Origin of the sequence: Ekhidna sp. (assembly GCF_040220215.1) — a bacterium.
Taxonomy (GTDB): Bacteria; Bacteroidota; Bacteroidia; order Cytophagales; family Cyclobacteriaceae; genus Ekhidna.
Genome location: NZ_JAVJTR010000016.1, coordinates 550,174 through 575,146 on the forward strand (window position 1 = coordinate 550,174; position 24,973 = coordinate 575,146).

Sequence of the window (24,973 nt, forward strand, 5' to 3'; positions counted from 1 at the left end):
CATGAGACTTGAATCATTAAAGCCTGCAGAAGGCTCAACAAAGAATAGAAAGAGAATCGGTAGAGGACAAGGCTCTGGACGAGGTGGTACATCCACAAAAGGTCACAAAGGAGCTCAGTCACGTGCAGGTTACTCTCGTAAGACAGGTTTCGAAGGAGGGCAAATGCCTTTACAAAGACGAGTGCCTAAGTTTGGATTTAAGAACAACAACAAAGTTGTTTCCAAGCCAATCAACCTCGATGATCTTCAGGAGCTAAGTGAAGCAAAAAAGCTGAAAGAAATTACGATTGAAGTCTTAATAGCTAATGGTCTTGCTCAAAAGAACGATATCGTTAAAGTGTTAGGAAGAGGCGAACTGAAAACTGGACTTAAAGTTACAGCACATAAATTCTCAAAAACTGCTCAGGAAGCAATTGAGAAAGCTGGTGGATCCATTACTATAGTAGAATAATGAAGAAATTCATAGATACCATAAAAAACATTTTTTCCATTGAGGAACTGAGAACTAGAATCCTAAACACAATAGGATTTTTAGTGATATTCAGAATAGGTTCTTTCGTGGTACTTCCGGGTGTAGACCCAAGTAATCTTGGAGGAGATGCACAAGGTATTTTTGGATTATTGGATACGTTCTTAGGAGGCGCATTTAGTAATGCTTCCGTATTCGCATTAGGTATTATGCCTTATATCTCTGCATCCATTGTGTTGCAGTTGATGACAGTGGCAGTACCATATTTTCAAAAGCTTCAAAAAGAAGGAGATAGCGGACGTAAGAAGATCAATCAACTTACAAGAGTATTGACTATCGCTATATGCATGGCTCAAGGATTTAGCTACGTTTCAGCAGCTATCCCTGCAGAAGCGATTATTAGCAACACCTTCTTCTTCAAGTTTACTTCCGTGATCATCCTAACTTCAGGTACCATCTTTTGTATGTGGCTTGGAGAGAAAATCACTGATAAAGGAATTGGTAACGGTATTTCGATGCTAATTATGATTGGTATCATTTCAAGATTCCCTGGAAGTATTGCTGCTGAAGCAATTACAAGAGGAATGAGCGAGATGTTGCTGTTCATTTTAGAATTAGTTGCTCTGTTCTTTGTAGTACTTGTAACGGTGGCGTTGGTGCAGGCGGTAAGAAGAGTACCGGTACAATATGCAAAGCAAGTAGTTGGAAATAAAGTATACGGTGGTCAGAGACAATACATTCCATTGAAAGTGAATGCTTCAGGAGTTATGCCGATCATCTTTGCTCAGTCTATCATGTTCCTGCCGGCAATGCTTGCAGGTCTTTGGAGAGAGGAAAGTGATTTCGCAAACTACATTGGAACAACATTCTCTGATTTCACTTCATGGCAGTACAATTTGACCTTTGCGATCATGATTATCGTGTTCACATTCTTCTATACTGCCATCACAATCAATCCTAACCAGATTGCAGACGATATGAAACGAAATGGTGGTTTCGTACCAGGTGTTAAGCCGGGAAAACAAACCGCTGACTTTTTAGATAATATTCTTTCAAGAATCACTTTACCTGGAGCGATTTTCCTTGCGATTATCGCAATCCTTCCTGCATTCGCTATGATAGCAGGTGTAAATCAGGGCTTTGCCCAGTTTTACGGAGGAACATCACTATTGATCATGGTAGGTGTAATTCTTGATACCCTTCAGCAGATTGAGAGCTACCTGCTCATGAGGCACTATGAAGGAATGATGAAATCAGGTAGAGTTAAAGGAAGAACTCAAGCAGCATAATGGCAAAACAAGCATCCATAGAGCAGGACGGAACGATCGTGGAAGCATTGTCAAACGCAATGTTTAGAGTAGAGCTTGAAAACGGTCATGAGGTGATCGCACATATCTCAGGAAAGATGAGAATGCACTACATCAAGATTTTACCCGGAGATAAGGTAAAGTTGGAAATGTCTCCTTATGATTTGACCAAAGGAAGAATCGTATATCGATATAAATAACAGTCATAGACTGAAAAAGTAAAAAGAAATGAAAGTAAGAGCATCCGTTAAAAAACGAAGCGTTGATTGCAAAGTGATCAGGAGGAAAGGGAAGCTTTATGTAATCAATAAAAAGAATCCAAAGTTTAAACAGAGACAAGGATAATTATGGCAAGAGTTGCAGGAGTAGATATTCCCGATAACAAGCGAGGCGAGATTGCCTTGACTTACATCTTCGGCATTGGTAAAACATCAGCTCAAAAGATTTTGGCTGAAGCCGGTGTAGATCCGAACAAGAAAGTTCAGGATTGGACTGACGATGAAGGTGGTAGTGTAAGAACTGCTATCCGAGAGAAATACAAGGTAGAAGGTGTTCTCAAAGGGGAGATACAAATGAGTATCAAACGATTGTTAGATATCGGTTGTTACAGAGGCCTTCGTCATAGAAAGGGTCTTCCGGTAAGAGGACAGCACACCAAGAATAATGCTCGTACTCGAAAAGGAAAGAGAAAAACGGTTGCTAATAAGAAGAAAGCTGTTAAGTAATAGATAGATGGCACAAAAGAGAAAAGATAAAGCTAAAAAGAGAGTTGTTGCTGTTGATGCGATAGGCCAGGCGCACATCAAAGCATCATTCAACAACATTATCATATCAATGACCAATGGAACAGGTCAGGTTATCAGCTGGGCATCAGCCGGTAAGATGGGTTTCCGTGGTTCAAAGAAAAACACGCCATACGCAGCTCAGGTAGCAGCTCAGGAATGTGCTCAAAAAGCATATGACTTAGGATTAAGAAAGGTTGAGGTTTTTGTTAAAGGACCTGGATCAGGTAGAGAATCGGCTATTAGAACCATTCAAAACACAGGTATCGAAGTTACAATGATCAAAGATGTAACCCCACTACCTCACAATGGATGCAGACCACCGAAAAGAAGAAGAGTTTAAGATATTAAATAGTTATAGATAATGGCAAGATATACTGGGCCTAAGACTAAAATTTCAAGACGATTTGGAGAGCCAATCTTCGGAGCGAGCAAAGCGCTTCAGAAGAAAGCATACCCTCCGGGTCAGCATGGTCGTGGAAGAAGAAAGAAGCAGTCTGAATATGCAATCCAGCTAGCTGAAAAGCAAAAAGCAAAGTACACGTATGGTGTATTGGAGCGTCAGTTTGCAAACGTCTTTGACAAGGCATCAAGAAAAAGTGGAATTACAGGTGAGATCTTACTTCAAATGTTAGAAGCAAGATTGGACAATACTGTATTCCGTTTAGGTATTGCGCCTACAAGAAGGGCAGCAAGGCAACTGGTTTCTCACAAACACATAACTGTGAATGGAGAATTGGTAAACGTACCTTCTTACACATTAAAAGGAAACGACATCATTGGCGTAAGAGAGAAGTCAAAATCTCTTGAAGCCATTACTGATAGCCTGGCATCTAATGCCAGAAGCTATTCTTGGTTGGAGTGGGATTCTGCTAGCATGACTGGCAAGTTTCTTAATGCTCCTAGCAGAGAAGAAATTCCTGAAAACATCAAGGAACAGTTGATCGTCGAATTGTACTCTAAGTAAACACTCAAAATATAAGATATATGTCTATCCTAGCATTTCAAATGCCGGAAAAAGTGGTAATGGAAAAAGCAGATGACTTCCATGGCCTCTTTACGTTCAAACCTCTGGAAAAAGGATACGGTGTTACAATAGGTAATGCGTTGAGAAGGATTCTTCTTTCTTCTTTGGAAGGTTATGCGATCACAGGTGTGAAAATCCCTGGTGTACTGCATGAATTCTCTACCATCGAAGGAGTAGTAGAAGATGTGAGTGAAATGATTTTGAACCTGAAAATGGTTCGATTCAAGAAAATTGAAGAAGTAGCTGACGGTTCTATCACAGTATCTGTTTCAAACATGAAAAAGCTTACTGCCGGTGACCTGGCGAAAGCAACCACTTCTTTCGAAATCCTAAATCCTGAGCACGTAATTTGCAATCTGGATGAGTCAGCTAAGTTTGAAATTGAGCTTACTATCGAAAAAGGAAGAGGGTATGTTGGTGCAGATGACAACAAGCCTGCAGATCAAAACTTCGGATTCATTGCTATCGACTCAATCTTTACGCCGATTAAGAATGTAAAGTACAGTGTGGAAAACACACGAGTGGAGCAGAAAACGGATTATGAGCAGTTGACTTTAGATATTGAAACTGATGGATCTATCCATCCTGAGAATGCATTGAAAGGTGCAGCTCATATCTTGATTCAACACTTTATGTTGTTCTCAGACCAGAGCATGATCCTTGAAACACAGGAAACTGGTGAGCCTGAGCAAGTAGATGAAGAGCTTCTACATATGAGAAAGATGCTTAAGACTAATCTTAATGATCTTGATCTTTCAGTAAGAGCTTACAACTGCTTGAAGGCTGCTGATGTTAGAACATTAGGTGATTTGGTATCGCTTGAGATCTCTGACATGATGAAATTTAGAAACTTCGGTAAGAAGTCACTTGCTGAGCTAGAGCAATTGGTTTCTGATAAAGGTCTTACTTTCGGTATGGATCTTGGTAAATACAAATTGGAGGAAGAATAATGAGACACGGAAAGAAATTTAACCACCTTAGTAGAAAGACCGCTCATAGAAGTGCAATGCTTTCTAATATGGCCTCTTCTCTTATCATGCATAAGAGAATAAACACAACTGTAGCAAAGGCGAAAGCACTTAGAAAATTTATTGAGCCAATTTTGACCAAGTCTAAAACGGACGACACTAACTCAAGAAGGGTAGTATTTGGTTACCTTCAGGATAAGGCGTCTGTAACCGAGCTTTTCAGCAATGTAGCTGAGAAAATCGCTACAAGACCAGGAGGATACACCAGAATCATCAAGACTGGGGCGAGACTAGGTGATAACGCTGAAATGTGTATGATGGAGCTAGTTGACTTTAATGAGTTGCTACTTGGTGACGAGACTGCAGGTAAAGCAAAAACCAGAAGATCAAGAAGAGGCGGATCTGGCAAAGCGAAGGCGGAAGCTCCAAAAGCTGAGGCGAAAGAAGTGAAGGAAGAAGTAGTTGCTGAAGAGGTGAAGGAAGAAACCAAAGCAGAAACTGTAGAAGCTAAAGCTGAAGAAACAGAGCCGAAAGCTGAGGCTAAAGAAGAAGAAAAGAAGAAAGAAGATTAAGTGTCTTTGATCTTAAGATATATAAGCCATTCACCAATTAGTGAATGGCTTTTTTATTGCCCTTTACATAACTATTTTTGCTCCCCAGTATGAAATACCCTACCCGTAAGAAAGCAACACTTTTACTTCAGGATGGCACCACTTTTACTGGATACTCCATTGGCAAACAAGGTACTTCAGGTGGAGAAATCTGCTTCAATACCGGAATGACCGGATACCAGGAGATCTATACTGACCCATCCTATTATGGTCAAATCATTGTTAATACTACATCACACATTGGCAACTATGGAGCTATTGATACCGAGGTGGAAAGCGCAAGTCCTACTATTAAAGGATTGGTGGTCAATGATTTTTCTCACATTTACAGCCGAACTAGTGCCACAGAAAGCTTGCAAGAGTTTTTAGAAAAGAACAACACTGTAGGTATTGCCGGAGTTGATACCCGGAAGATTGTTCGCCACATTCGTACCAAAGGCGCCATGAATGCGATTATTTCGTCTGAATTGGAGGGAAAAGAGCTTCAGGCTGAACTGGATAAAATACCAAGTATGGAAGCTCTGGAGCTTTCTACGCATGTAACTACCAAAAAGCCGTATGAATTAGGTGAATCAAATAGTGGCTTTAAAGTTGCCGTTTTGGACCTAGGCATAAAGAAATCTATTTTAAAGAACCTGACTAACAGGGATTGTCATTGTAAAGTATTTCCTGCTGAGACCACTTTTGAAGAAATGGAAAAGTGGAATCCCGATGGCTACTTTATTTCCAATGGTCCCGGAGACCCGGCAGTAATGGATTATGCGGCAAATACTGTCAAAAGTATTCTGGAAAAGAATAAACCATTGTTCGGTATTTGTATGGGAAGCCAAATTCTGGCTCTTGCGGTAGGAATTCCAACCTATAAAATGCATCACGGTCATAGAGGGTTGAATCACCCAGTAAAAAATTTACAAACAGGATTAAGTGAAGTTACCTCTCAGAATCATGGTTTTGCTGTAGAAATGGAAGCTTTAATGCAATCAAAAGTAGCTGAGCTTACGCATATCGATTTGAATCATGATACTGTTGAAGGGCTAAAATTGAAAGATAAGCCTGCATTCGCCGTTCAGTATCACCCGGAATCTTCACCGGGACCTAATGATTCGGTTTATCTGTTTGACGATTTTATCCAACTAATAAAAAACAATAAGTAATGAGCGTTATTGAAAGTGTATTTGCCCGACAAATTATGGATTCACGGGGCAACCCAACCATAGAAGTAGAGGTAATTACAGAGGATGGCTACATCGGAAGAGCAGCGGTTCCATCCGGAGCTTCAACTGGAGAACATGAAGCTGTAGAGCTCAGAGACGGGGACAAGTCCCGATATATGGGCAAAGGGGTGCAAAAAGCAGTTGATAACGTAAATGATATTATAGCTCCTGAGATTGAAGGGCTGTTAGTAGTAGAGCAATCCTACATCGATCAGGTAATGATTGAACTGGATGGTACACCTAATAAGTCAAGGCTTGGAGCAAATGCCATTTTGGGAGTTTCACTAGCTGTTGCTCATGCCGGTGCAGATGCTTGTCAACTTCCATTGTACAGATACATCGGAGGAACCAATGCTAAAGTTCTCCCGGTACCCATGATGAATATCATCAATGGTGGCTCCCACTCCGATGCACCAATAGCATTTCAGGAATTCATGATTCGTCCTGTAGGAGCTCCTACTTTTACTGAAGCCCTACGAATGGGGGGAGAGATTTTCCATAACCTAAAGGCGATCATTCATGATAAAGGGTTGAGCACTGCGGTTGGTGATGAAGGTGGATTTGCGCCAAATTTTAAAGGTGGAACGGAAGAGGCACTGGAAAGCATTTTAGCAGCGATTAAGAAAGCAGGCTACAAAGCTGGGAAAGATGTAACAATTGCATTGGATTGTGCATCGTCTGAGTTCTTTTCAAAAGGCACCTACGACTACAGCAAGTTTGAAGGTAAGAACGGATTAAAAAGATCAAGTGCAGAGCAGGCAGAATATCTGGCTAAGCTGGTAAATGACTATCCGATTGACAGTATCGAGGATGGCTGTGATGAGAACGACTGGGAGGGGTGGAAAATGCTAACTGAAAAGATTGGTGATAAATGCCAACTGGTAGGGGATGATCTTTTGGTGACAAATGTCAAGTTCCTCGAAAAAGCAATCAAGGAAAAGGCCGCTAACTCCATTTTGATCAAAGTAAATCAAATCGGCACGCTAACTGAGACGCTTGATGCCATTGAGATGGCGCACAAAGCAGGCTGGACAGCTGTGGTATCGCACCGATCAGGAGAGACAGAAGATGCTACTATCGCGGATATAGCTGTAGCTACTAACTCTGGTCAGATCAAGACGGGATCTATGTCTCGATCGGACAGAATGGCTAAGTACAATCAGCTTCTTCGCATTGAAGAGGAGCTGGGTGAGGTTGCTATTTATCCAGCTGCCAAATAGAATAGAAGAAAGTAAGTCAATTTTTTTGTTAAGTGAGTCGTCCTTCCACTCAAAGTGGTGGGACGACTTACACATCCTGTACTATAAAAATTGCATTCTTGTTCAAATCATAGAATCCAAACTCATGTGTACCCCATGGTGTATTCATTCGGAGTTTTTCTTTTTTGATTGTGCCTCGTTTGACGAATTCATCCACATAGGTGTGTATGTCCGAAACAAAAATCTTCATCACTGAGGGGAAGACCGGGTCACCCGCATTATTGTGGTGAAACTGTAGATGAAATTCCAGGTTATCTCGTTGCAGTCCTGCATATCCATCGTCTCCAAATACAAACTTGAAGCCGGTGTATTTTTCATACCACTCCAGGTCGCGTTTGATGCTGTCAGTAGATAATACAGGAATAATTTGTAGAGGGGAAATTGATTGAGACATGAAGTTAAAACGAATAAAAACAATTGAAGTTTATGGAACATAAACTTGTTAGTTTTCTGAACTCAATTCAATCAGATCAGATTCCAACCTTTCATTACCCAGTGCTTTCTGAGTGATTTCATACATGCGATCATTTGATCCTTTTTTTCCGAATAATAGATTGGCTGCTAAATGACCATAGGTCATCGTTCCCTTAGCTCCAACACCAGACATTCCCCCAACAAGCACAGCATTTCTGTCCAATGTGCCATCAGACATTGGAAGATTAATTACATAAGGCACTTCTGATTTTGTTAGCGAATACACGCACGAATAGCCGCTATGAAAATCAAGATTATCTTCTTCTATATCTAACCCATTCATTTGAAGGTATTCAATTGTTTCTCTGGCACTCCATTCCTTTTCTTCTGTGGATAAAGGAATCGTCCAAACCTCATCTAGATTCGTAATAGGCGTTCTTTTAAAATGCCCACCCACTTTCAGGATAGGTACCCCGTCAGAATCATATCCTTCGATCATTGAATAAAAGAGTTCGTCATGAAGCTTGATGATTGGGTATCCATTAAGGAGTTTGTCCTTTTGTGCAGCACTCCAATTGTTGTAAACTGAGGGTTTAATTTTCAGGAAAGCCAGAAATAGTCGCTTTGGTGTGATCAACTCATCAATAACCGGAGAAATATGCTGCAACAACTTCCCATTGTATGGGCCAGCAGCAGCAACAATCTTCGAGGCTTCTACGATCTGGTTATTTTGATTTTTAGTGTCCTGGATTGTTAACTGATATCCCTGATCGATCCGTTTCAGTTGATCAACCCTTTGATTGTAACGCACTTCATTGTCGGTGTAGCTGATGGCTTTATGTAGTTTTTGAATGAGCACACTGGGATTCATGGTGCCGGAGTACTTCTGATACTCGCGGATTACTTTTAGAGAATCCGGAAGCTGCATGCCGAATTTTTTCATGGCTGTTTCAACATCCGGCGCAAATGCGATACTGTCTCCGGAAGAAGCCGGCAAAGTATCCGGTTTGTTAAGGTTGAATACGGCAATCTCCTCAGAGGTCTTGGGATAAAAAATGTAGGTTACCGGAGAAGTGGAATATATATCTTCCATGGAATGCTTCCCAGGCTCTTTCGTATTTAGAAAATCAATCAACTTCTGAGTCTCCTCAATCCCCCGAATTTGCAAGTAAGCATAGATATCACCTTCTGGTCCAAGGCTTCTGGAAATACGTGATTCCCCAAGACTTGATCCTGAGGTATAGATGGAGTCTTGTTGTTCAAGCAAAATCACCGATTCTCCTTGTTGAGCCAAATGCCAGGCCGTGGCACTGCCCATCAGTCCACCTCCAATGACTATCGTGGGTTTCATTTCTTGTTCAGTCTGACAGGAAGTTAGAATGAAAAGGGTAAAAGTGACTGTAATCCAATGAAACATTCCTTTAAGATAAAGAATTGGAAGTCACCAATAGCGTGCAGTTAGTTTTATACCAACTGTGTTGATTTTTTATGTACCTTTTACAAAACCACTACGTTAAAAAGATCAAAAAAACAGACCAATGAAATCGTACCTACTGCTCCTTCTTTTTTCTTTTAGTTTATCCCCTTCAAAACTGCCTGAGCTCAATGCTAAAGTCATTGAGTTTGTAGACAAGAACATGGGCAAAAAAGTAGACCGTGGTGAATGCTGGGATCTGGCAGCTGGTGCTCTTGCCTACTCCAATGCTTACTTCGATAGAAGTTCTGTGAAGACGGCCATGATCTACGGGAAAGAACTAAATCCATCAAAGGATGAAATTTTACCGGGTGACCTGATCCAGTTTAAAAAGGTTCAAATGGAATGGAAAGAGGGAAACACGACCTACCAATCGTCTCTGGGGATGCCGGATCATACCGCCATCGTTTATAAGGTTAATGGATCCGGTGACTATGAAATTGCTCACCAAAATACGGCCGACTGGGGCAAAAAGGTTGGAGTTAATAATTTCCGACTTGACAGGGTCACAAAAGGCAAGCTGAATTTTTATCGGCCGGTTGCTTCCAAGGCTGATATGTGAGTTTATCGTCTGATGGTTTTCGTCTCCTTTTCATTTGTTGTGTCTTCGCAAACCACTAATTCATTACGTGAGGACACAAGGGAAGACGAAGGGCTAATGTTTTAGTTTCTTTTTTAATTCTTCAGCTCTTTTTCGCCCAGCTTGATAATTGGGATCAAGTTGTATTGCTTTGTCTAAATACTGCAAAGCTTGATTTCTGTATTTTTTACCTTGATGCTGGTTGGCCCAGCCCCAGTAGGTGAAGCTCATTATTTTCCAATTAGCAAAGTCTGAATTCTTTTCTTTTTTATCAATTATAGCTTGATGGTCTTTTTTAGCAAATTTTCTTTTTGAAAAGAAAATCCAGGGTAAATTCTCAGCAACACTTCCTCGTAAGAATTCAGGCATATAGCTAATATGTGAGTATTTGGCTACAGCATCTTCGAACATATCGAATGCCTCTCCAACAAGTTTTAGCTTTTTTGTTTCAGCTCCTACTAAAGATAAAGCTGAGGCTCTATAAGAAGATATAAATGGCAGTAGCTCTTTTGTTGTTGTAGAGGTATAGAACAACTCGTTTAATTGATCAAAACTCTTTTTAGCATAACCCTTGTATTCAGATTTTGAAATAAAAGATAAGTTCAAAGCTGTTTCGTGATACATTATTCCAAGTCTGGCTTTGTTTATCATGCTTGGGTCTTGCTGGTATTTTCTTTCTACCTCTTGGAGCTTCACTTTCAATTCTGGAATATCGATAAGCTCCATGACATCATCTAATTGCTGTTCAAATGCTTTCAGTTTAGAGAAGTCTAGTGGATGTGCATTTAAACTATTTGTTACCGTCATTGCTGTTATATTTTTTTGAATAACAGCAAAACTGCAATGAAGACTGGGCTAAAATCGATGACTTAAGTTAAGATTGTCGTTTGTGGTATACCCTGTTTTTAATTCGACTTAAACTTTCCGGACTCACCCCTAATAAATTAGCAATGAATCTTTGAGGTACCCTTTGAAATAGATCAGGTTGTTCTCTTAATAAATTTTGAAATCTTTCTTCAGGTTTATCCGCTGAAAGAGACATTGCAATATCAGTGGCTCTTTGAGCAACTCGTTCAGCCATAAGACGCCCAAAGGTTTCGTATTTACTACATTCCTGATAAAGTGTTAGAAGGTTCTGTTTTTTGATAAGAGCTACTGTCGTATTCTCCATTGCTTGTAAGTTCATCATTCCAGCTGTTTCATGATTAAAACTTTGAAAGTCGGTTACCCAGGAGTTGTCAAATGAAATATCGCAGGTTCTTTCTACGCCATCCTTAATGTGGAAGTGTCTTATAGCACCTTTGGTAATAAAAGCGATAAAGTCACAAACTTTATTGGATTCCAATAAATACTCTCCCTTCTTCAAGGACTTATCTTCAAAATAATGGTCAATAAGTCCAAGTTCTGCATCCGAAAAAGGAATCGTCTGTTTACAAAAGGTCTTCAGTTTTTCGTACAAAATCGGTCTTTTTTACTCACACTCAACGTGGCGTTATCTAACCTTTAAATATATCGGCTTTTCAGCCATGGATTTGTGTCTTCACAAACTGCTAATTCATTTCGTGAGGAACTTAAGCTGGTGTGTTTTAATTCAAGTCCCATTTTGATTTAATAGTTAGGCTGTCTGTTATGATAATTCGTTGGCACTCGCCCTTCATTGAATATGGCATTTGAAGTTCGTGAGTTCGGGTTGCTGTCAATAGTTCAATAGTTACCTCTTCAATTTCTGGAACACTTTCAAATTCACGGTTGAGATAAGTCGGTGTATAATAATCAACTTTAGAACCATGATGTTCTAGCTTCCCTAAGTTCACTTGAATGGAGTTAGAAGTGAGTTTAATGTTATTGAACTCCTGACCAGATTTGTTAATAACCTTGAAATAGACCCGTTCAGAAATCTTGGACTGTAGTTTTATAATTACATAAACAGCAGCAAGATTAAGTAGTAAAATGACAAGAGGTATGAATGCTTTTCTTCTGTATCTTCCTTGATTAGCTGATATGACAACAGAACTTGTTGTCAGTCCAATTAGGGCAAATGGAATAGCAATAAAAATCCAAAGAAAACCGTATCCCTCAAGTGTTGAAAGGTCAATAGCAAACCTCGCTCTGGCAACCCACCATAAGGCAAATATTCCAGTTCCCCTGCCTAACGTTAAAGAACCATAGAAGTTGAAGGTAATAACTAGCTAAAATGAGTATGCGTTCCAACTGCTAGCAGCAGCATAATCTGCCGTTTGCATTTGACTAAGTCGCATATTCATTTTAGTGTTAGCGACTTTGTTTTATTACTTTTTGGGTTAAAATCATTTCTCCTTGGTCGGATATCTTAAGTAGATATATTCCATCTTGAATAGAACTGAGGTCGATATAGCTTGCGATTTTTGTGGACTCTAAGATCATTATTTTTTGCCCACTTAGATTAGTCACCTCAATGATAAAGTGATTGTATCTTCCGCTAGACTCAATATACAATTGGTTAGCAAAGGGATTTGGGAAGATCGAAAAAGTCTGTTCACTAACCCCATCCATTGTACTCAGAATTTTAGTAACTTCTAACTCAATGGCAGTCTGATCACTTTCATCTTCTCCATCAGAAACGGATATTAGTACAGATAGTACTCCAACAAAATCAGTTACGGGAGTAATCTCATTATCAGATACTAAATAGTTTTGACCATCAAATACAGTCAGGACAAAATCGTCAGGAAAAACATTGTCCGGATCTTCAATGATTAAATCATTTATAGTAAGTGTAAGCGGCGTGCCTTCTGGAGTAGTAAGTTCTGATGCTGTTCCTGTTATAGTAGGAATATCATTAACTGGCATAACCTCTACTTCTAGCATGAACTGATTACTCTCATCTTGTCCATCGTTTACTGTAATTGAAATCTCTAGTACTCCATTGAAGTCTACATCTGGAGTTATATCAAGTTTGTTGAATGTGTAATTATCACCTTCATTGAGTTTCATTGAAAAATCATCAGGATAAACTCCATCTATATTAATGATCGAGATATCAGATAATGAAAGTGTGATGGTTTGTTCTTCAAGGGTAGATAAAACAACTTGACTAATTATTTCAGGTATGTCATTTACAGGTGTCACAACAATTTCGAGGTTAAATATTGGACTTTCATCCTCCCCATCGTTGACCCGTATAGGAACTTCAAGTGTACCATTGAAATCTACACCGGGAGTTAATAGGTTATTATCAAATGAATAATTTTCTCCCTCTAAGATTTCAAGAGAAAAGCCGCTTGGATAGGGAACATCTAGATTTGTGACTGAAATGGCATCTAATGAAATATTAATGGGAGTATCTTCTTCTGTAGTTAGTTCGATTATCTGTTCAGTAATCTCAGGAATATCATTAACATTTTCGACGGTGACAGTTAATTCATAGATATTGCTTTCATCTAGCTGGTCTTTGACAATTACAGGAATAGTTAGATCCCCAAAAAAGTCTTTCAATGGCGCAATGATATTACCCGAAAAATTATAATTAGCTCCTCCTTGAATAATTATGCTAAAATCATCAGGGAAGGAACTGTCTGGATCAGTAACCGAAATGTCATCAAATATTATTTCAAAAGGAGTTTCTTCTAGCTTGGGAGATTTAGCAATTGAATCAATAACAGGTGGGAAATTGACATGAAAATAACTTTCTTCTGAAAAAGATGAGCCTTGAAAACCATTATCTATGGCTTGAATACTCCAGTAATAATCACCAGGTTCCATGAATCTGCTAAGGAAATGTACAGTTCCATATCCAAGATTACCATTTTCTACTATTTTCCTTTTGCCAGATGCAAAGCTGTTTGATGATATTGCAGTGTCAGTCTCCATTCTGAGGTACCAATTATAGGTGAGTGTTTCACTGTTGGTTTCATTATCAGTACTCTGATCCCAGCTAAATTCAAAACGATCGTCCACTAACTCAGTAATCAAATTGGTAGAAGTGGTTGGCGATGAGTTTGAGCTTAAACCGTCATTAATGAATATTATGGATGTTCTAGTATCGAAAGTACCTTCATATGCCCCCGATATAGCTAAATCTAAATCTGAATCATTATCATAGTCGCCCCATTTTATGGATCCGTATGCTATATCTGGTAAGTTATCACTTGTGATTTCTGAAAAACTTCCACTACTATTTGAATAAATTTTACCAAAATTTATTAGCGCATTATCCTGAATCGTATTTCCAATTTGTGCGACATCTGAGAAACCGTCATTATTGAAGTCTCCATCACTTAAATGACCAAAATACGTCGGAGAAATACTAGTCTCTGCGATTTCGAAGGAGGCTCCACTCTGATTATGAAATAATCTTGTTAGGGATTCTCCCCTGGAAGAAGTTGGAGATGTTTGAAAACGATAAGTTCCAGACATTAGAATTTCTGGATAACTGTCATTATCTGTGTCAAAAACTCTAATGTTACCAGCACTCAATCCAATCGTATCAAGAATAGATTTCTCAAGGAAAGAGCCATTGTCTTTATAAAGGCGAGTTTCAGAATTTGTAGTTCTTCCTTCAACTATTTCTTCGTAAGATCCTGTTAGTACAATCTCTAATTTCCCATCATTGTCTATATCAATAGGCTCTATATCTTGGGTGAAGTACCCATATGGATTATCATCAAACTCCTGCTCAGTAAATCCACCATTTTCATTAATGTATAGTGCAGTTTTAAAGAACCAGCCTCCATTTCTTCCTTGAACCAATTTTTGTCCAGAAAAGACTACATCTATGTCTCCGTCATTGTCAAAATCGGAGAAGAAACCAACTCCACGAAAATCATTTATTTGAGCTAATAAATCGAATGATCCATTTTCGAGGTAATTGTTAACATAAATAGATGTTGATCCACTTGAAGATCCTCCTTCGGAAATGAGAAGGTCTACATCTCCATCACCGTTAAAATCGCTTATGTCAAGGATATTAATTTTGTTTTCAAATATTGAATTATCCTCACCGAAGCTTCCATCTCCATTATTTATGTACAAGATTGAAGCATCAAAGGACACACCGGAATCATCTTTTGATAAACCTGATATTATTAAATCAAGATCTCCATCTGAGTCAATATCAAGCCAATCTACTTGGCCAGCAAGTTCTTCAAATCCAGCATCAAATTCCGAGAAGGTCTGAGAGGTAGCAGAGTATGAGAAAATAATTATCGAGAAGAAGAAAATGTATTTCATTATTGAGAAAATTTATAAAGCAAAGGAGAGCATGAAACTACTCCAGCTGCTGTGCTTGCGAAATAGATTCCATTATCTAAAACAAATATTGATTTGTAACTTCCTCCTCCATCACATGGATAATAGGAAATAAGATTCCACTTATTTTGATCAAAATCATATCGAAATAGTTCATCGCCATCCGCTAAAACATAAGCATTTCCATCGTAGTAAAAGCCTAGTGTGAGAAGTGTGTATGTATATTGGCTGAAATCATTGCGTGAGATTTCTGACCAGGTGTCTGTAGTAGCGTCATATTGCCAATTGGTCCCTTTTGTTATTAAATACACTACATCGTTGTGAATGAATGGAAAAGCAAAATCTTCAAATGTAGTTGGAATATTGTTTCTACTGCTAAAGTCCCCCGTACGGTGATCGTATGACCAAACTTGTCCAGTATTTGTGATGATGTAATAAAGATCTTCTAGCTGGAAATAGTGAGCTACGTTAAACTCAAAAGGGAGATCGTCTTTTTGAACCCATCGGTCATCAGCAAAATGGTATTCCCAGAATTCTCTTATTGGAACAGAACCAAGCTGTCCTCCCATTTTGAGAACTGAGGATTCTGTAGGGATGAAAAGATTTCTGTCATCATTTTGATTAATGGGATATGTAACGAAGCTCCATTGGTCAATTGATGGATCGTAACTGTAAAGTCGATCGGCATTAACCTCGACAATATATCCCTTATTTTGGAAAGAGAATCCTTTGTAAAGCCAGCTCCAATCAAAATTGTGAGATGATTTCAATTCCCATGATTTCAATATTCTTAATGAGTTTGATGATGTTGCTCTCTTGAGACCATTTACTACAGTAATTGCTAAATCAGTATCATTATTTATGAAATCTCTCGAAACAGGAATGGTGGTACCAATTGATACCGAATCATAATCAAATAGTACTGCTTTATACTCGCCAAAGTATATTTCTGTCAATTCGCCATTTTGAGTGAAGTACTCCCCATTAATTAAAACAGTATCTCCTGGGTAGCCTTCTTGGGTAGATATTTGATTGATTATAGGGCCATGAATAACTAGCTCTTGTGTTGTTTGTGTTTCCTGAGGACCTATGGATAAGGTGATAATTGAGGTTCCAAAAAACTCCATATCTGGAATAATGAATTGTATTTCTGAATCAGTGGAGTGCGTCACTTCGGCTTCAATTCCTTGAATTGATATCTTATTCAATTCTTCATCCCAGCTGAAATTACTGCCTGAAAGTGTGATAATTGAACCATCAAATCCTTCATCTGGAGATATAGCTGATATTGAAGGGGTGTTTAAGGTAAAATCATTTTCTTCGCTTGCCTTGTTTCCAACCATCACCCATACCGTGTTTGAGATTACTTCTAGATTGCTGGGAACAATAACTTCAATGTTAGAATCATCGATCGAAACGATTGATGCTTCCACTCCAGAAAAATAGACACTAGTCACAATTTCAGGATCTAAAAAGTGTTGTCCAATAATTTTTATGGAATCCGAAATTTGTCCACTGTTTGGAGAAAGCATATTCATAGAAGGAGTATAACCACTAAAAGTGAAACTTTTAGTAGAACCATATACAACTGTGTCTGACTCTAGAAAGGCGCGGTAGAAGTAGGTGGTTCGTTTAAGGTCTGAGGAAATTTCATGTTCAAAACTCTCATCATTGGATTCAATGTTAATATCAGCAATAACTACGTCTTCTTCGAATGCATTTGATGTGCCATATTCAAAACCAACTTTTTCTATTTCATTTCCATTTGATTCAAAAGAAGCTGAAAGGATAACGATACCATTCTCAACTTCGATGGCTGATCCAGTCGTAATGGTTGGTGGATTTGGTTCTAGCACTGATTCATTATCATCGTTGCAAGAAACAACTCCTATTAAAATGTATAGAGAAATTATTTTTTTTAGTGTCATTGTCGATAACGCTAAGCTAGCAGGAGTGCGCCCCGAGCTTAGCAGAAAAACACTAAGATAGCGCAGCTGCCCAACACCTACAACGGCTTCTATGAAATGCTGCATTTAGAAAGACAAAATCTAGAAGCAAGACAGTTGCTAGGAGAGAAGATGCTTTCAGAATGGGTAGCGGCGCGGTGAAGATCATATGAAACGAGTGGATAGCACTCAGGCGCATTCGTGCTAGCAACTGTTAGCAATTTTACTTTATTACCGAAATATTCTTTCTAATCATTTCTATATCATACGCCTTTGAGTCACAGTTTTGTTTGCCATCTGGAAATATTAATTCCATGAATTCATTCAAATCTTTGCAGTTTCTGAAAATGTTAAACTCTTCATTTTTAAAGTCCCAAACAACACCTTTAAGTGTTTCATTTCCCGCAGATTTAACACTTGTGTTTGCTGCAACGGCAGCTCCCCATCCGCTATGGAGTTCCAATTCAGTATACAAATAATTGTCGCCACCTTCAATGACCTTTACAAAAGCATTATATGTATACATAGACTGGTCTTTATCCTTTTTGTTTCTGTTCTTTGGCATCACAATTTGTACTTTCTGAAAGAATAAATTTCCGTCATAGGAAATGGCAAAAGTGTTTTTGATTTTCTTTTCAGAATCACGGTAATAGAAGAAGCACTCATTTACTTCATCTAATGATTCATCATATTCTTTGCCATTTATTACAGGGTATATTTCCACTTGACTTGATGGTTTTTTGCTTATTAAGTCTTCCTTGGTCTTATATAAACCATCTTCGTAAGGGGAGTCATAATTTGTTTGTCCAAAGGCTAGATTGCTAGAGAGTGATAGTAAAAAGATAGTAATGAAAAGCTGCTTCATGAAATGCTTAAATTATTGCTAACAATAATGTAACGCGCACTGTGCGCGTTATCTACCTTTCTAATATACCGGCTTTAAGATTGAAAAATTAATAACTATAAAAATAGTTGTATAATTATAATTATAGTTATAGTATTGCTCTATGAAGGAATTGACCAAAGCAGAAGAACAACTCATGCAGATCCTGTGGGGGCTGGAAAAAGCCTACCTTAAGGACATTGTGGAGCAGTATCCGGATCCGGCACCTGCATACACCACCATTTCTACGGTAGTGAATGTATTGGTGAAAAAGGGATTCATCGGATTTGAAACGCATGGGAAGTCGAGGGAATATTTCCCTTTGATCTCGAAGGAAAAGTACACCCGTCAGTCCATGAATGGCCTGATGAGTAGCTTTTTTGATAATTCTGCCAAGCAGTTTGCTTCCTTCTTTGCCAGTCAGAAAGATTTGTCGGTGGAGGAGCTTCAGGAAATCAGAAAACTAATTGATGACCAGATAAAGCAACGAGGATCATGAGTGAAGTACTGGTTTATATAGGCAAAGTATTTTTGATCCAGGCATTGTTTTATGGCTTTTATAAGCTGGTATTAAAACAATCGCTGAGGCATAGCTGGAATCGGTTTTACCTTCTTTCAGTTCTGATTTTAAGCTTTGGTATTCCTTTTATCGAGACGCCATATCAGCAGGCCATAGAGCCACTGAATACTGATTATGTGATTACATGGGTACAGGAGTCAGCCATGGAATATGAGCTGACACCTATTATAAATACCTCAGAATCCACTTTCAATTATTGGTCTGTACTTCCCTGGCTGTATGGTGTGATCGTTTGCTATCTGATCAGTCGGTCGGTGGCGTACTTATTCATTCTTCAAAAACTCAAAAAGCATTCGGAATATGTAAAAAAACAATGGTTTAAGCTTTTTAAGATTTCACAACCTCGTCCATTCAGCTTCTTTTCAAATGTATTTATTCCGGAGCAGATCTTCGGGACATCCTCTTTTGATCAGATTCTGGCGCATGAGTGTGTGCACGTAAAGCAGTGGCATTCGTATGACCGTCTGCTAATGGATTTTCTTGTTTCGCTGTTTTGGTTCAACCCCTTCATTTATTGGTATCGAAACGCACTCATTGAAATCCATGAATTCCAGGCTGATGCAGCAGTGATCCGGCGGTTCAAGGATCCAGTCGGATATCAGGAAATTTTATTTTCGCAGCTTCAGGTGGCTTCTTATTCAGGTTTGGTGAGTCATTTCAATTTTTCAATCATTAAAAAACGAATTGTTATGATGAACAAACAAAAAAATAAATATGCAGGGTGGGTATACGCACTCACTTTGCCGGTAGTACTCTCGGTCATTTTTGCGTTCTCAACCAGGGAAGCGATTGAGCCGATCGAAAAGGTAGGAACGGAATTGGCGGATATTTTATCTCCGCAACCTGGGTTTAAATTTCCGGGATTCACCCTGCCGGAACCCAAAGCAACAACTCAGGACAATACTACTCCTTCCATTTTGCCCTTAAAGGATACGGAAAATGTCAGGATGACTTCCGGATTTGGTACCAGGTATGACCCCATTGATAAGGAAGAAAAATTGCACAAAGGAATGGACCTGGCGACTCCTATCGGAAATCCTGTGTTAGCTACAGCGGATGGAAAGGTTGAGTTGGCGAAAGAAGACGGGAAGCATGGTCAGCGTGTGATAATTAAGCACAATGACACTTTCACTTCAGCCTATTCTCATCTTTCATCCATTGACGTGAAGGAAGGAGAATCGGTGAAAAAAGGCGATCAGATTGGCCTTTCAGGCAACTCTGGAGCGAGTACTGCACCTCACCTGCACTATGAGATTCAAAAGGATGACGAATATGTAAACCCGATCTATTACATCGGCGATTACAACTTTAAGGTTAAAACAGAGCAGGGTGAGTTGATGGAAGCGGAGCGTCAAAAGGCTATGAGACATGCCGAAAGGCAGCAGGCTGAAAAGGAAATGATGATTGCAAAGCAAGAAGCGGAGCAAGCAAGAATCAATCAGATTCAAGCACAGGAAGCACAAAATTTAGCCAGCGAAGAACAGAAGCAAGCTTATCAGCAACAAAAGGAAGCTGAAGAAAGACGGCAAGTAGAAGAAAAAATTCGGGAAGAAAAGCTGAAGTTTGAAGATAGAAGACAAGCAAGAGGAGAAACTCGAATTACCATTGATGGTCCCGGTAGCACAAGTTTGTCAGGAAAAAATCCACCCCTTTATGTTGTTGATGGTGAGATCAGAGATAATGTTGAAGAAATGGATCCAAATAAGATAGAACGGATCGAAGTGTTGAAAGGGGAGAGTGCTACTTCAAAATATGGAGAAAAGGGTAGTGATGGGGTAATCGAAATTACAACCAAGGATAAGAAGAAAGAGAAAACGAAGTTGAAAGAAAAAACGAAGGATAAGGACAAAGAAAAGCTAAAGAATGAACAGGAAAGGCTGGCAAAGGTCTATGGATTTTTAGAAGGATACGATGGTGATTCTTTTAATGCGGCTAATTGGAACATCGTTTTGAAAGATGACATGGTGAAGTTAAAACGTGTTGGAAGCTTGGAGGGTATTGTGCTATATAATGCGTTTTTTGAATAGGAAAAGAATGTAAATCACTAAAAACAACATATACATTAAATCCCGATAGGATTATTCTATCGGGATTTTTTCTTTTACCTCAGCATATACTCGAACAATCCGGTAATAACTTCTGAAGCCCCGATGTAAATCCCTACGCCATATGTCACATGCCTAACGGACAAATTCCGAATGACAAAAGGCAGTCCGCTTATATTGACCATGGTAAACCCCGCTCCAATGATTAATGCTGCTAAAATGGTCAAGTAAGGATTATATGAAAAGATCATAGCAACCACACCAACTGCTAAAACTAAAAAGCTACTAATAATCACCTTCTTTAAGTCTGATTTTGATACTTTTTTACTTATCAGGAAACCGGAAATGGCACACATGCCCAATATAGCAAAGGAGATGTATCCCTCATATGCTGTAAATCCTGGAAACCTGGTAGCGAAATGTTCTGGTAAAAACTCCACGAGAAAAGCCTTTCCTATTCCCAGGAAAAGGCCAACTACAATAATGGCTAAATAAGAGATAGGTGTTTGGTTCTTCACCCGATCATTAGCCATCAACTCTGTTTTTCGCTGCATCACTTCATCACGCGATACTCTATGAAAAATGAATCCGGTGACGGAAATAAGGATTCCACCTACAACGAATGTTAGGGTATCACCGAAAAAAGTCACTAATGCTACCACAACAGGTTCAAGCGCATAAAGCAACTCTGTGACAAGAAAAAGTACACCTACCACAATCGGTAATTGCTTTGCTGGGGCAAACGCCTCAATCATTGAGTTAGCGGGGCTAATAAATAGGTTCATACTTATCAGCCAAACCACAATCATAAATGGTATAATTCCACTCACATCCATAATGTGGGATGTCCCTATCAGGGTTGCGACAACCATGAAAATCATGGCAGTAGCACCTATCCCAACCGTGAAAATGATCATGTATTTACCATTTTTCTTCAGTATTCGGTCGGCAAGCCAGCCTGCCAATGGTGGAATGACAATGAGAATAATAGCTTTGGCGATGATGAGGAAATCTATCAGATGTGTAATGCCGAGGTTTTTCATCAAAATCGGCTGGTATTCATGATAGGCAATCCAACTAATAACTACTGCTGCATTAAGTGCGGCAAGACTGTAAACTTCTCTCCACTTGAGAGACGGTGCTTTTTCGATAGACATAAATTGCTCTTTGGTTATAGATGTTGGTATTTACGGGAAATGGTGATTAACCGGATTTCAACGGTAATGCGCTAATAAGTTAGATAATTCCTATAATGAAACCAATCAGGGCAATTACAATACAAAGCGGAGAGAAAAAGTTGGAGTCGTTGCGAGCAAACTCAGTGGTCTTCACTTTTTTGAAAAATCCAACATATTTAAAGTCACCAATCGCCCGAAACAGAAATATAGAAGGAATCAGCCATTCTGCTATGTTTACCGCCCAAGGTGGTAATTCGAATGGTATATGATCAGCACGAATCAGATAGAATATAGCGAACAATAGCAGTCCCAAACCCACAATTGCACTATCTGTCTTCTTTGGTTTCATTACCCACTCACCATCCGTGGTTTTAGGAATTGATGCTTCAAAACCCCATGATCCTCCCATCGCCCAGCTAAAATGAAGTAATGAAAGTAGAAGAAAGATGGAAACGATTGACAGAGTTAGGAGATACATGATTTTTAATTGAAGTATTTCATGAATACCTGCTTCAATGTCTCGGTCTTGATCGGTTTCAACACATAATCACTCATGCCAACCTTTAAACATTCTTCCATACTGCTTTTCATGGCGTTTGCCGTCAGTGCAATGATGATGGGTTTTTGCTGCTTGTCGGCATAGAAGTCTATTATTTGCTTTGATGCTTCAAACCCCGAAATTCCCGGCATTTGCAGGTCCATGAAAATGATGTCATAAAATTTTTCAGAAGCTTTTGAAACCCCCTCATTCCCATTAATAGCAGTATCTACCTTAGTAATATTCAGGCTTTTCAGCATTTTAGTTGCTACCAGACGATTAATCTCCACATCCTCGACCAGGAGTACATCCAACTCTTCCAGTCCGGGTACCACAATTTTATCATAATTCTCAAGGTCGTCTTTGCTGGCTACTCCCAATGGCAAGGTGAAATAGAAGTTGGAGCCCTGTTTTGGTACGGATTCAAACTGGATTTCTCCACCCATAAGCCTGACTAACTTCTCTACAATTGAAAGCCCCAAACCGGATCCTTCATATGCGGCATCATCAGAAGCTTTATAGAATGTTTCAAATAAGTGAGCTTGTTTATCTTCCGGAATCCCAGCCCCTGTATCTTTTATGCTAAACTTAACCGAACAAACATCTCCAGTTTGAGCAACGACCTTAACGCTTAAGATTATACTCCCCTTCCAGGTGAATTTTATGGCATTATTCAGCAAGTTTACCAATACCTGCCGTATGCGGGCAATGTCACCGGTGAGATACTCCGGTAGATTTGGATCTAAATCTAACTTTATAGTAATGTTTGGATTTCCACTCACCCGTTTCTCAAATACCCTCCAGATGGCATTTAATTCAACTTTTGTTGAGAAAGAACTCATACTGAGTTCCAGCTTACCTGCCTCTATAATGGTTATATCCAGTACGTTGCTAATCAAGCCATGAAGAATATTACTGCTGTAGCCAAGACTTTCTATGAGTTCCCTTTGTTCCTGAGTCACATCTGTTTTTGATAGCAATTCTGTCATCCCTACAATGCCATTGAGCGGAGTTCTCATTTCGTGAGATATGGTCGCCAGAAAAGTAGTTTTAGCCTGATCTGTTGACTCTGCATTTTGCTTTTCGGCTTCCAGCTCTTTGTTTCTTTTCCTTAGCTCACGTCTGTCATCGATGTAAGTGCGCTTAAATACATACAGGCAAATTCCCATAATCATCAATGATGTGAGTGTAGAAATGGCCAGATCCTGCATGAGTAATTCATTGCTCTGATATGGGGCAGCCAGGTGAGGATATTTGATTTCAAATACAACTAAGCCGAGCACCATTCCAAAGGTTATGATGATGAATATAAGGTAATCCCTTAATGGCAATACCAGCAGGCCCGAGAGATAAACAAGTGCCAGGAATGTAGGTATAGCAGCTTTGATGCCGCCCGAAGGCAGCCAAGATATGCCGATTAAGAAAAGGGCGAGATAATAATAGATGAGTGATATTTTTCGGAACCCTATTTGTTTCTTCTGAAGAACATAAAGTGCCGTGTAGATAAAAATTCCACTAGTATACACCGTCTGTACAAAGTATTCGTACCCAACAAAAAAACCATAGATCGACCAAAAGAGGAATACCAAAATGGTAAGCGCCAGCGTAATCTCAAAAAGTCGGAGTTCAATCTTTTTGGACTTATCGGTATTTGGCAGAATATTGTTTATAGATGATTTCAAATAACTGGCTATCGCTGAAATAGTGAAGTTAATGATTTAGGTGTAATATTCTATACTCCGAATTTTTACTGATTAATTACTGGGTGATTCCTATTAAAATTATTTACTCACTTCTTGCGAGTACGAGCCAGCGGATCAAAATCTACTTTTGATATTTGAATAGCCGATTTTATGAAAAAGATTGTTCCATACCTCATTGTACTCACCTTCGCTTTTTTTTCTGGAAAAGGATTTGGTCAAGCGTATGTTGCAGTAGACGTAGAAGAAGAGTACGATTTTCTGACCAATCATTGGCTGAAAATGTCTGAGGACATATCGCACTATTATGGCTTGTCGGCTTTCTGCACCAATAGTGAATACAGAACTTATACCATTGAGGTTTTAGAGCTACTCCATCATTACGATTCGATGGTGCTTGATTTGCTGAAAGACCCGACAGTAGAAATAGATATTAGCTCTCATGAGTACAAAAAGACCATGAAGGATATTGAGAAGTTTGAAGGGGACTATGATTTGAAGGGTTTTATTGCCTTTTTGAGAGAAAGTTGCACAACCAGAAATCAACTGGAAAGAGATAAGCAAGACCTGAAGAAAGAAATGGGAATGTATTCTTATGATGGACAAGTGATGATGTTGGAAACAGAAGTCAATAAGTTTCTCAATAAAATCGATAAGCGAATCTTAGCTATCAATAAGCACATTCATCACATCCATCCTGATAAGGTAAAGCCATTCAAAATGGTTAGTGCAAACGATTAGCTTTAGTTAATGCCATATTGTAAATAAGGAT

General features: G+C 39.1%; 26 protein-coding genes. 15 read left to right on the forward strand and 11 right to left on the reverse strand.

Translation table 11 applies throughout. The features are described 5' to 3' along the window. The first annotated feature begins 1 nt into the window (after window position 1). From rplO to eno, 11 genes are all read left to right on the forward strand, one after another. Window positions 2-451, forward strand: a complete 450-nt coding sequence (gene rplO / locus RIC88_RS11145) for a 50S ribosomal protein L15 (protein WP_350217610.1) — start codon at window positions 2-4, stop codon at window positions 449-451. Further along, on the forward strand, window positions 451-1,758 hold the full coding sequence (gene secY, locus RIC88_RS11150) for a preprotein translocase subunit SecY (protein ID WP_350217611.1): 1,308 nt from the start codon (window positions 451-453) through the stop codon (window positions 1,756-1,758). The genes rplO and secY overlap by 1 nt, the downstream gene beginning before the upstream one ends. Beyond that, a complete protein-coding gene (gene infA, locus RIC88_RS11155) occupies window positions 1,758-1,976 on the forward strand; it encodes a translation initiation factor IF-1 (protein WP_089356818.1) in 219 nt (72 codons plus the stop codon). The genes secY and infA overlap by 1 nt, the downstream gene beginning before the upstream one ends. Before the next feature lie 28 nt (window positions 1,977-2,004). Continuing rightward, entirely contained in the window at window positions 2,005-2,121 is a 117-nt protein-coding gene (gene rpmJ, locus RIC88_RS11160) for a 50S ribosomal protein L36 (RefSeq protein ID WP_089356819.1), read from the forward strand. Between the two features lie 2 nt (window positions 2,122-2,123). After that, on the forward strand, window positions 2,124-2,501 hold the full coding sequence (gene rpsM / locus RIC88_RS11165) for a 30S ribosomal protein S13 (protein ID WP_350217612.1): 378 nt from the start codon (window positions 2,124-2,126) through the stop codon (window positions 2,499-2,501). A 7-nt stretch (window positions 2,502-2,508) separates the two neighbouring features. Then, window positions 2,509-2,901: a 30S ribosomal protein S11 gene (gene rpsK, locus RIC88_RS11170; RefSeq protein WP_350217613.1), complete on the forward strand. Its 393-nt coding sequence runs from the start codon at window positions 2,509-2,511 to the stop codon at window positions 2,899-2,901. 21 nt (window positions 2,902-2,922) lie between these two features. Next, the gene (rpsD, locus tag RIC88_RS11175) at window positions 2,923-3,525 is read left to right on the forward strand and encodes a 30S ribosomal protein S4 (protein ID WP_350217614.1); all 603 of its coding nucleotides are present in this window, start codon (window positions 2,923-2,925) and stop codon (window positions 3,523-3,525) included. 20 nt (window positions 3,526-3,545) lie between these two features. Then, window positions 3,546-4,535 (forward strand): DNA-directed RNA polymerase subunit alpha, encoded by a 990-nt coding sequence (locus tag RIC88_RS11180; RefSeq protein ID WP_350217615.1) that lies wholly within the window; start codon window positions 3,546-3,548, stop codon window positions 4,533-4,535. Beyond that, the gene (gene rplQ / locus RIC88_RS11185) at window positions 4,535-5,125 is read left to right on the forward strand and encodes a 50S ribosomal protein L17 (RefSeq protein WP_350217616.1); all 591 of its coding nucleotides are present in this window, start codon (window positions 4,535-4,537) and stop codon (window positions 5,123-5,125) included. The genes RIC88_RS11180 and rplQ overlap by 1 nt, the downstream gene beginning before the upstream one ends. 89 nt (window positions 5,126-5,214) lie before the next feature. Then, entirely contained in the window at window positions 5,215-6,318 is a 1,104-nt protein-coding gene (carA, locus tag RIC88_RS11190; protein WP_350217617.1) for a glutamine-hydrolyzing carbamoyl-phosphate synthase small subunit, read from the forward strand. Beyond that, entirely contained in the window at window positions 6,318-7,598 is a 1,281-nt protein-coding gene (eno, locus tag RIC88_RS11195; protein WP_350217618.1) for a phosphopyruvate hydratase, read from the forward strand. The genes carA and eno overlap by 1 nt, the downstream gene beginning before the upstream one ends. 67 nt (window positions 7,599-7,665) lie before the next feature. On the opposite strand, the gene RIC88_RS11200 is transcribed toward eno, so the two are convergent. After that, the gene (locus tag RIC88_RS11200; protein WP_350217619.1) at window positions 7,666-8,031 is read right to left on the reverse strand and encodes a VOC family protein; all 366 of its coding nucleotides are present in this window, start codon (window positions 8,029-8,031) and stop codon (window positions 7,666-7,668) included. Window positions 8,032-8,079: 48 nt separating this feature from the next. Continuing rightward, the gene (locus RIC88_RS11205; protein WP_350217620.1) at window positions 8,080-9,402 is read right to left on the reverse strand and encodes an FAD-dependent oxidoreductase; all 1,323 of its coding nucleotides are present in this window, start codon (window positions 9,400-9,402) and stop codon (window positions 8,080-8,082) included. 187 nt (window positions 9,403-9,589) lie between these two features. Here RIC88_RS11205 and RIC88_RS11210 point away from each other — a divergent pair, with 187 nt between their 5' ends. Next, window positions 9,590-10,087 carry a hypothetical protein gene (locus RIC88_RS11210; RefSeq protein ID WP_350217621.1) on the forward strand — a complete coding sequence of 166 codons (498 nt, stop codon included), beginning with the start codon at window positions 9,590-9,592 and terminating at the stop codon, window positions 10,085-10,087. 93 nt (window positions 10,088-10,180) lie between these two features. Here RIC88_RS11210 and RIC88_RS11215 read toward each other — a convergent pair whose 3' ends face one another. From RIC88_RS11215 to RIC88_RS11240, 6 genes are all read right to left on the reverse strand, one after another. Next, window positions 10,181-10,912 carry a hypothetical protein gene (locus tag RIC88_RS11215; RefSeq protein WP_350217622.1) on the reverse strand — a complete coding sequence of 244 codons (732 nt, stop codon included), beginning with the start codon at window positions 10,910-10,912 and terminating at the stop codon, window positions 10,181-10,183. Window positions 10,913-10,979: 67 nt separating this feature from the next. After that, a complete protein-coding gene (locus RIC88_RS11220; protein ID WP_350217623.1) occupies window positions 10,980-11,564 on the reverse strand; it encodes a Crp/Fnr family transcriptional regulator in 585 nt (194 codons plus the stop codon). 127 nt (window positions 11,565-11,691) lie between these two features. Continuing rightward, window positions 11,692-11,919, reverse strand: a complete 228-nt coding sequence (locus RIC88_RS11225) for a hypothetical protein (protein ID WP_350217624.1) — start codon at window positions 11,917-11,919, stop codon at window positions 11,692-11,694. Window positions 11,920-12,376: 457 nt separating this feature from the next. Continuing rightward, window positions 12,377-15,313 carry an FG-GAP-like repeat-containing protein gene (locus RIC88_RS11230; protein ID WP_350217625.1) on the reverse strand — a complete coding sequence of 979 codons (2,937 nt, stop codon included), beginning with the start codon at window positions 15,311-15,313 and terminating at the stop codon, window positions 12,377-12,379. Further along, window positions 15,313-17,259, reverse strand: a complete 1,947-nt coding sequence (locus RIC88_RS11235) for an IPT/TIG domain-containing protein (RefSeq protein ID WP_350217626.1) — start codon at window positions 17,257-17,259, stop codon at window positions 15,313-15,315. The genes RIC88_RS11230 and RIC88_RS11235 overlap by 1 nt, the downstream gene beginning before the upstream one ends. Before the next feature lie 241 nt (window positions 17,260-17,500). Beyond that, window positions 17,501-18,142 (reverse strand): hypothetical protein, encoded by a 642-nt coding sequence (locus RIC88_RS11240; RefSeq protein ID WP_350217627.1) that lies wholly within the window; start codon window positions 18,140-18,142, stop codon window positions 17,501-17,503. A gap of 142 nt (window positions 18,143-18,284) precedes the next feature. On the opposite strand from RIC88_RS11240, the gene RIC88_RS11245 reads away from it, so the two are divergent. Both RIC88_RS11245 and RIC88_RS11250 read left to right on the forward strand, forming a co-directional pair. After that, the gene (locus tag RIC88_RS11245) at window positions 18,285-18,659 is read left to right on the forward strand and encodes a BlaI/MecI/CopY family transcriptional regulator (RefSeq protein ID WP_350217628.1); all 375 of its coding nucleotides are present in this window, start codon (window positions 18,285-18,287) and stop codon (window positions 18,657-18,659) included. Continuing rightward, window positions 18,656-20,767, forward strand: a complete 2,112-nt coding sequence (locus RIC88_RS11250; RefSeq protein WP_350217629.1) for a peptidoglycan DD-metalloendopeptidase family protein — start codon at window positions 18,656-18,658, stop codon at window positions 20,765-20,767. The genes RIC88_RS11245 and RIC88_RS11250 overlap by 4 nt, the downstream gene beginning before the upstream one ends. 74 nt (window positions 20,768-20,841) lie before the next feature. Here RIC88_RS11250 and RIC88_RS11255 read toward each other — a convergent pair whose 3' ends face one another. The 3 genes from RIC88_RS11255 to RIC88_RS11265 form a co-directional block, all read right to left on the reverse strand. Beyond that, window positions 20,842-21,942, reverse strand: a complete 1,101-nt coding sequence (locus RIC88_RS11255; protein ID WP_350217630.1) for an MFS transporter — start codon at window positions 21,940-21,942, stop codon at window positions 20,842-20,844. A 79-nt stretch (window positions 21,943-22,021) separates the two neighbouring features. Beyond that, window positions 22,022-22,441 carry a DUF3995 domain-containing protein gene (locus RIC88_RS11260; RefSeq protein ID WP_350217631.1) on the reverse strand — a complete coding sequence of 140 codons (420 nt, stop codon included), beginning with the start codon at window positions 22,439-22,441 and terminating at the stop codon, window positions 22,022-22,024. 5 nt (window positions 22,442-22,446) lie between these two features. Continuing rightward, window positions 22,447-24,183 (reverse strand): ATP-binding protein, encoded by a 1,737-nt coding sequence (locus tag RIC88_RS11265; protein WP_350217632.1) that lies wholly within the window; start codon window positions 24,181-24,183, stop codon window positions 22,447-22,449. Window positions 24,184-24,354: 171 nt separating this feature from the next. Between RIC88_RS11265 and RIC88_RS11270 the strand changes: the two genes are divergently transcribed. Beyond that, complete coding sequence (locus tag RIC88_RS11270; RefSeq protein ID WP_350217633.1) at window positions 24,355-24,942, forward strand: hypothetical protein; 588 nt, start codon at window positions 24,355-24,357, stop codon at window positions 24,940-24,942. Window positions 24,943-24,973: the final 31 nt, after the last annotated feature.

Excerpts from the sequence above, each read along its gene's own strand:
- rplQ (WP_350217616.1), top strand. The coding sequence starts at position 4,535 with ATGAGACACGGAAAGAAATTTAACCACCTTAGTAGAAAGACCGCTCAT.
- RIC88_RS11240 (WP_350217627.1), bottom strand. The coding sequence starts at position 18,142 with ATGAAGCAGCTTTTCATTACTATCTTTTTACTATCACTCTCTAGCAAT.
- rpsK (WP_350217613.1), top strand. The coding sequence starts at position 2,509 with ATGGCACAAAAGAGAAAAGATAAAGCTAAAAAGAGAGTTGTTGCTGTT.
- RIC88_RS11255 (WP_350217630.1), bottom strand. The coding sequence starts at position 21,942 with ATGTCTATCGAAAAAGCACCGTCTCTCAAGTGGAGAGAAGTTTACAGT.
- RIC88_RS11200 (WP_350217619.1), bottom strand. The coding sequence starts at position 8,031 with ATGTCTCAATCAATTTCCCCTCTACAAATTATTCCTGTATTATCTACT.
- infA (WP_089356818.1), top strand. The coding sequence starts at position 1,758 with ATGGCAAAACAAGCATCCATAGAGCAGGACGGAACGATCGTGGAAGCA.
- carA (WP_350217617.1), top strand. The coding sequence starts at position 5,215 with ATGAAATACCCTACCCGTAAGAAAGCAACACTTTTACTTCAGGATGGC.
- RIC88_RS11250 (WP_350217629.1), top strand. The coding sequence starts at position 18,656 with ATGAGTGAAGTACTGGTTTATATAGGCAAAGTATTTTTGATCCAGGCA.
- secY (WP_350217611.1), top strand. The coding sequence starts at position 451 with ATGAAGAAATTCATAGATACCATAAAAAACATTTTTTCCATTGAGGAA.
- rpsD (WP_350217614.1), top strand. The coding sequence starts at position 2,923 with ATGGCAAGATATACTGGGCCTAAGACTAAAATTTCAAGACGATTTGGA.
- rpsM (WP_350217612.1), top strand. The coding sequence starts at position 2,124 with ATGGCAAGAGTTGCAGGAGTAGATATTCCCGATAACAAGCGAGGCGAG.
- RIC88_RS11270 (WP_350217633.1), top strand. The coding sequence starts at position 24,355 with ATGAAAAAGATTGTTCCATACCTCATTGTACTCACCTTCGCTTTTTTT.
- RIC88_RS11245 (WP_350217628.1), top strand. The coding sequence starts at position 18,285 with ATGAAGGAATTGACCAAAGCAGAAGAACAACTCATGCAGATCCTGTGG.
- RIC88_RS11205 (WP_350217620.1), bottom strand. The coding sequence starts at position 9,402 with ATGAAACCCACGATAGTCATTGGAGGTGGACTGATGGGCAGTGCCACG.
- RIC88_RS11260 (WP_350217631.1), bottom strand. The coding sequence starts at position 22,441 with ATGTATCTCCTAACTCTGTCAATCGTTTCCATCTTTCTTCTACTTTCA.
- RIC88_RS11215 (WP_350217622.1), bottom strand. The coding sequence starts at position 10,912 with ATGACGGTAACAAATAGTTTAAATGCACATCCACTAGACTTCTCTAAA.
- rpmJ (WP_089356819.1), top strand. The coding sequence starts at position 2,005 with ATGAAAGTAAGAGCATCCGTTAAAAAACGAAGCGTTGATTGCAAAGTG.
- RIC88_RS11235 (WP_350217626.1), bottom strand. The coding sequence starts at position 17,259 with ATGACACTAAAAAAAATAATTTCTCTATACATTTTAATAGGAGTTGTT.
- eno (WP_350217618.1), top strand. The coding sequence starts at position 6,318 with ATGAGCGTTATTGAAAGTGTATTTGCCCGACAAATTATGGATTCACGG.
- RIC88_RS11230 (WP_350217625.1), bottom strand. The coding sequence starts at position 15,313 with ATGAAATACATTTTCTTCTTCTCGATAATTATTTTCTCATACTCTGCT.
- RIC88_RS11180 (WP_350217615.1), top strand. The coding sequence starts at position 3,546 with ATGTCTATCCTAGCATTTCAAATGCCGGAAAAAGTGGTAATGGAAAAA.
- rplO (WP_350217610.1), top strand. The coding sequence starts at position 2 with ATGAGACTTGAATCATTAAAGCCTGCAGAAGGCTCAACAAAGAATAGA.
- RIC88_RS11210 (WP_350217621.1), top strand. The coding sequence starts at position 9,590 with ATGAAATCGTACCTACTGCTCCTTCTTTTTTCTTTTAGTTTATCCCCT.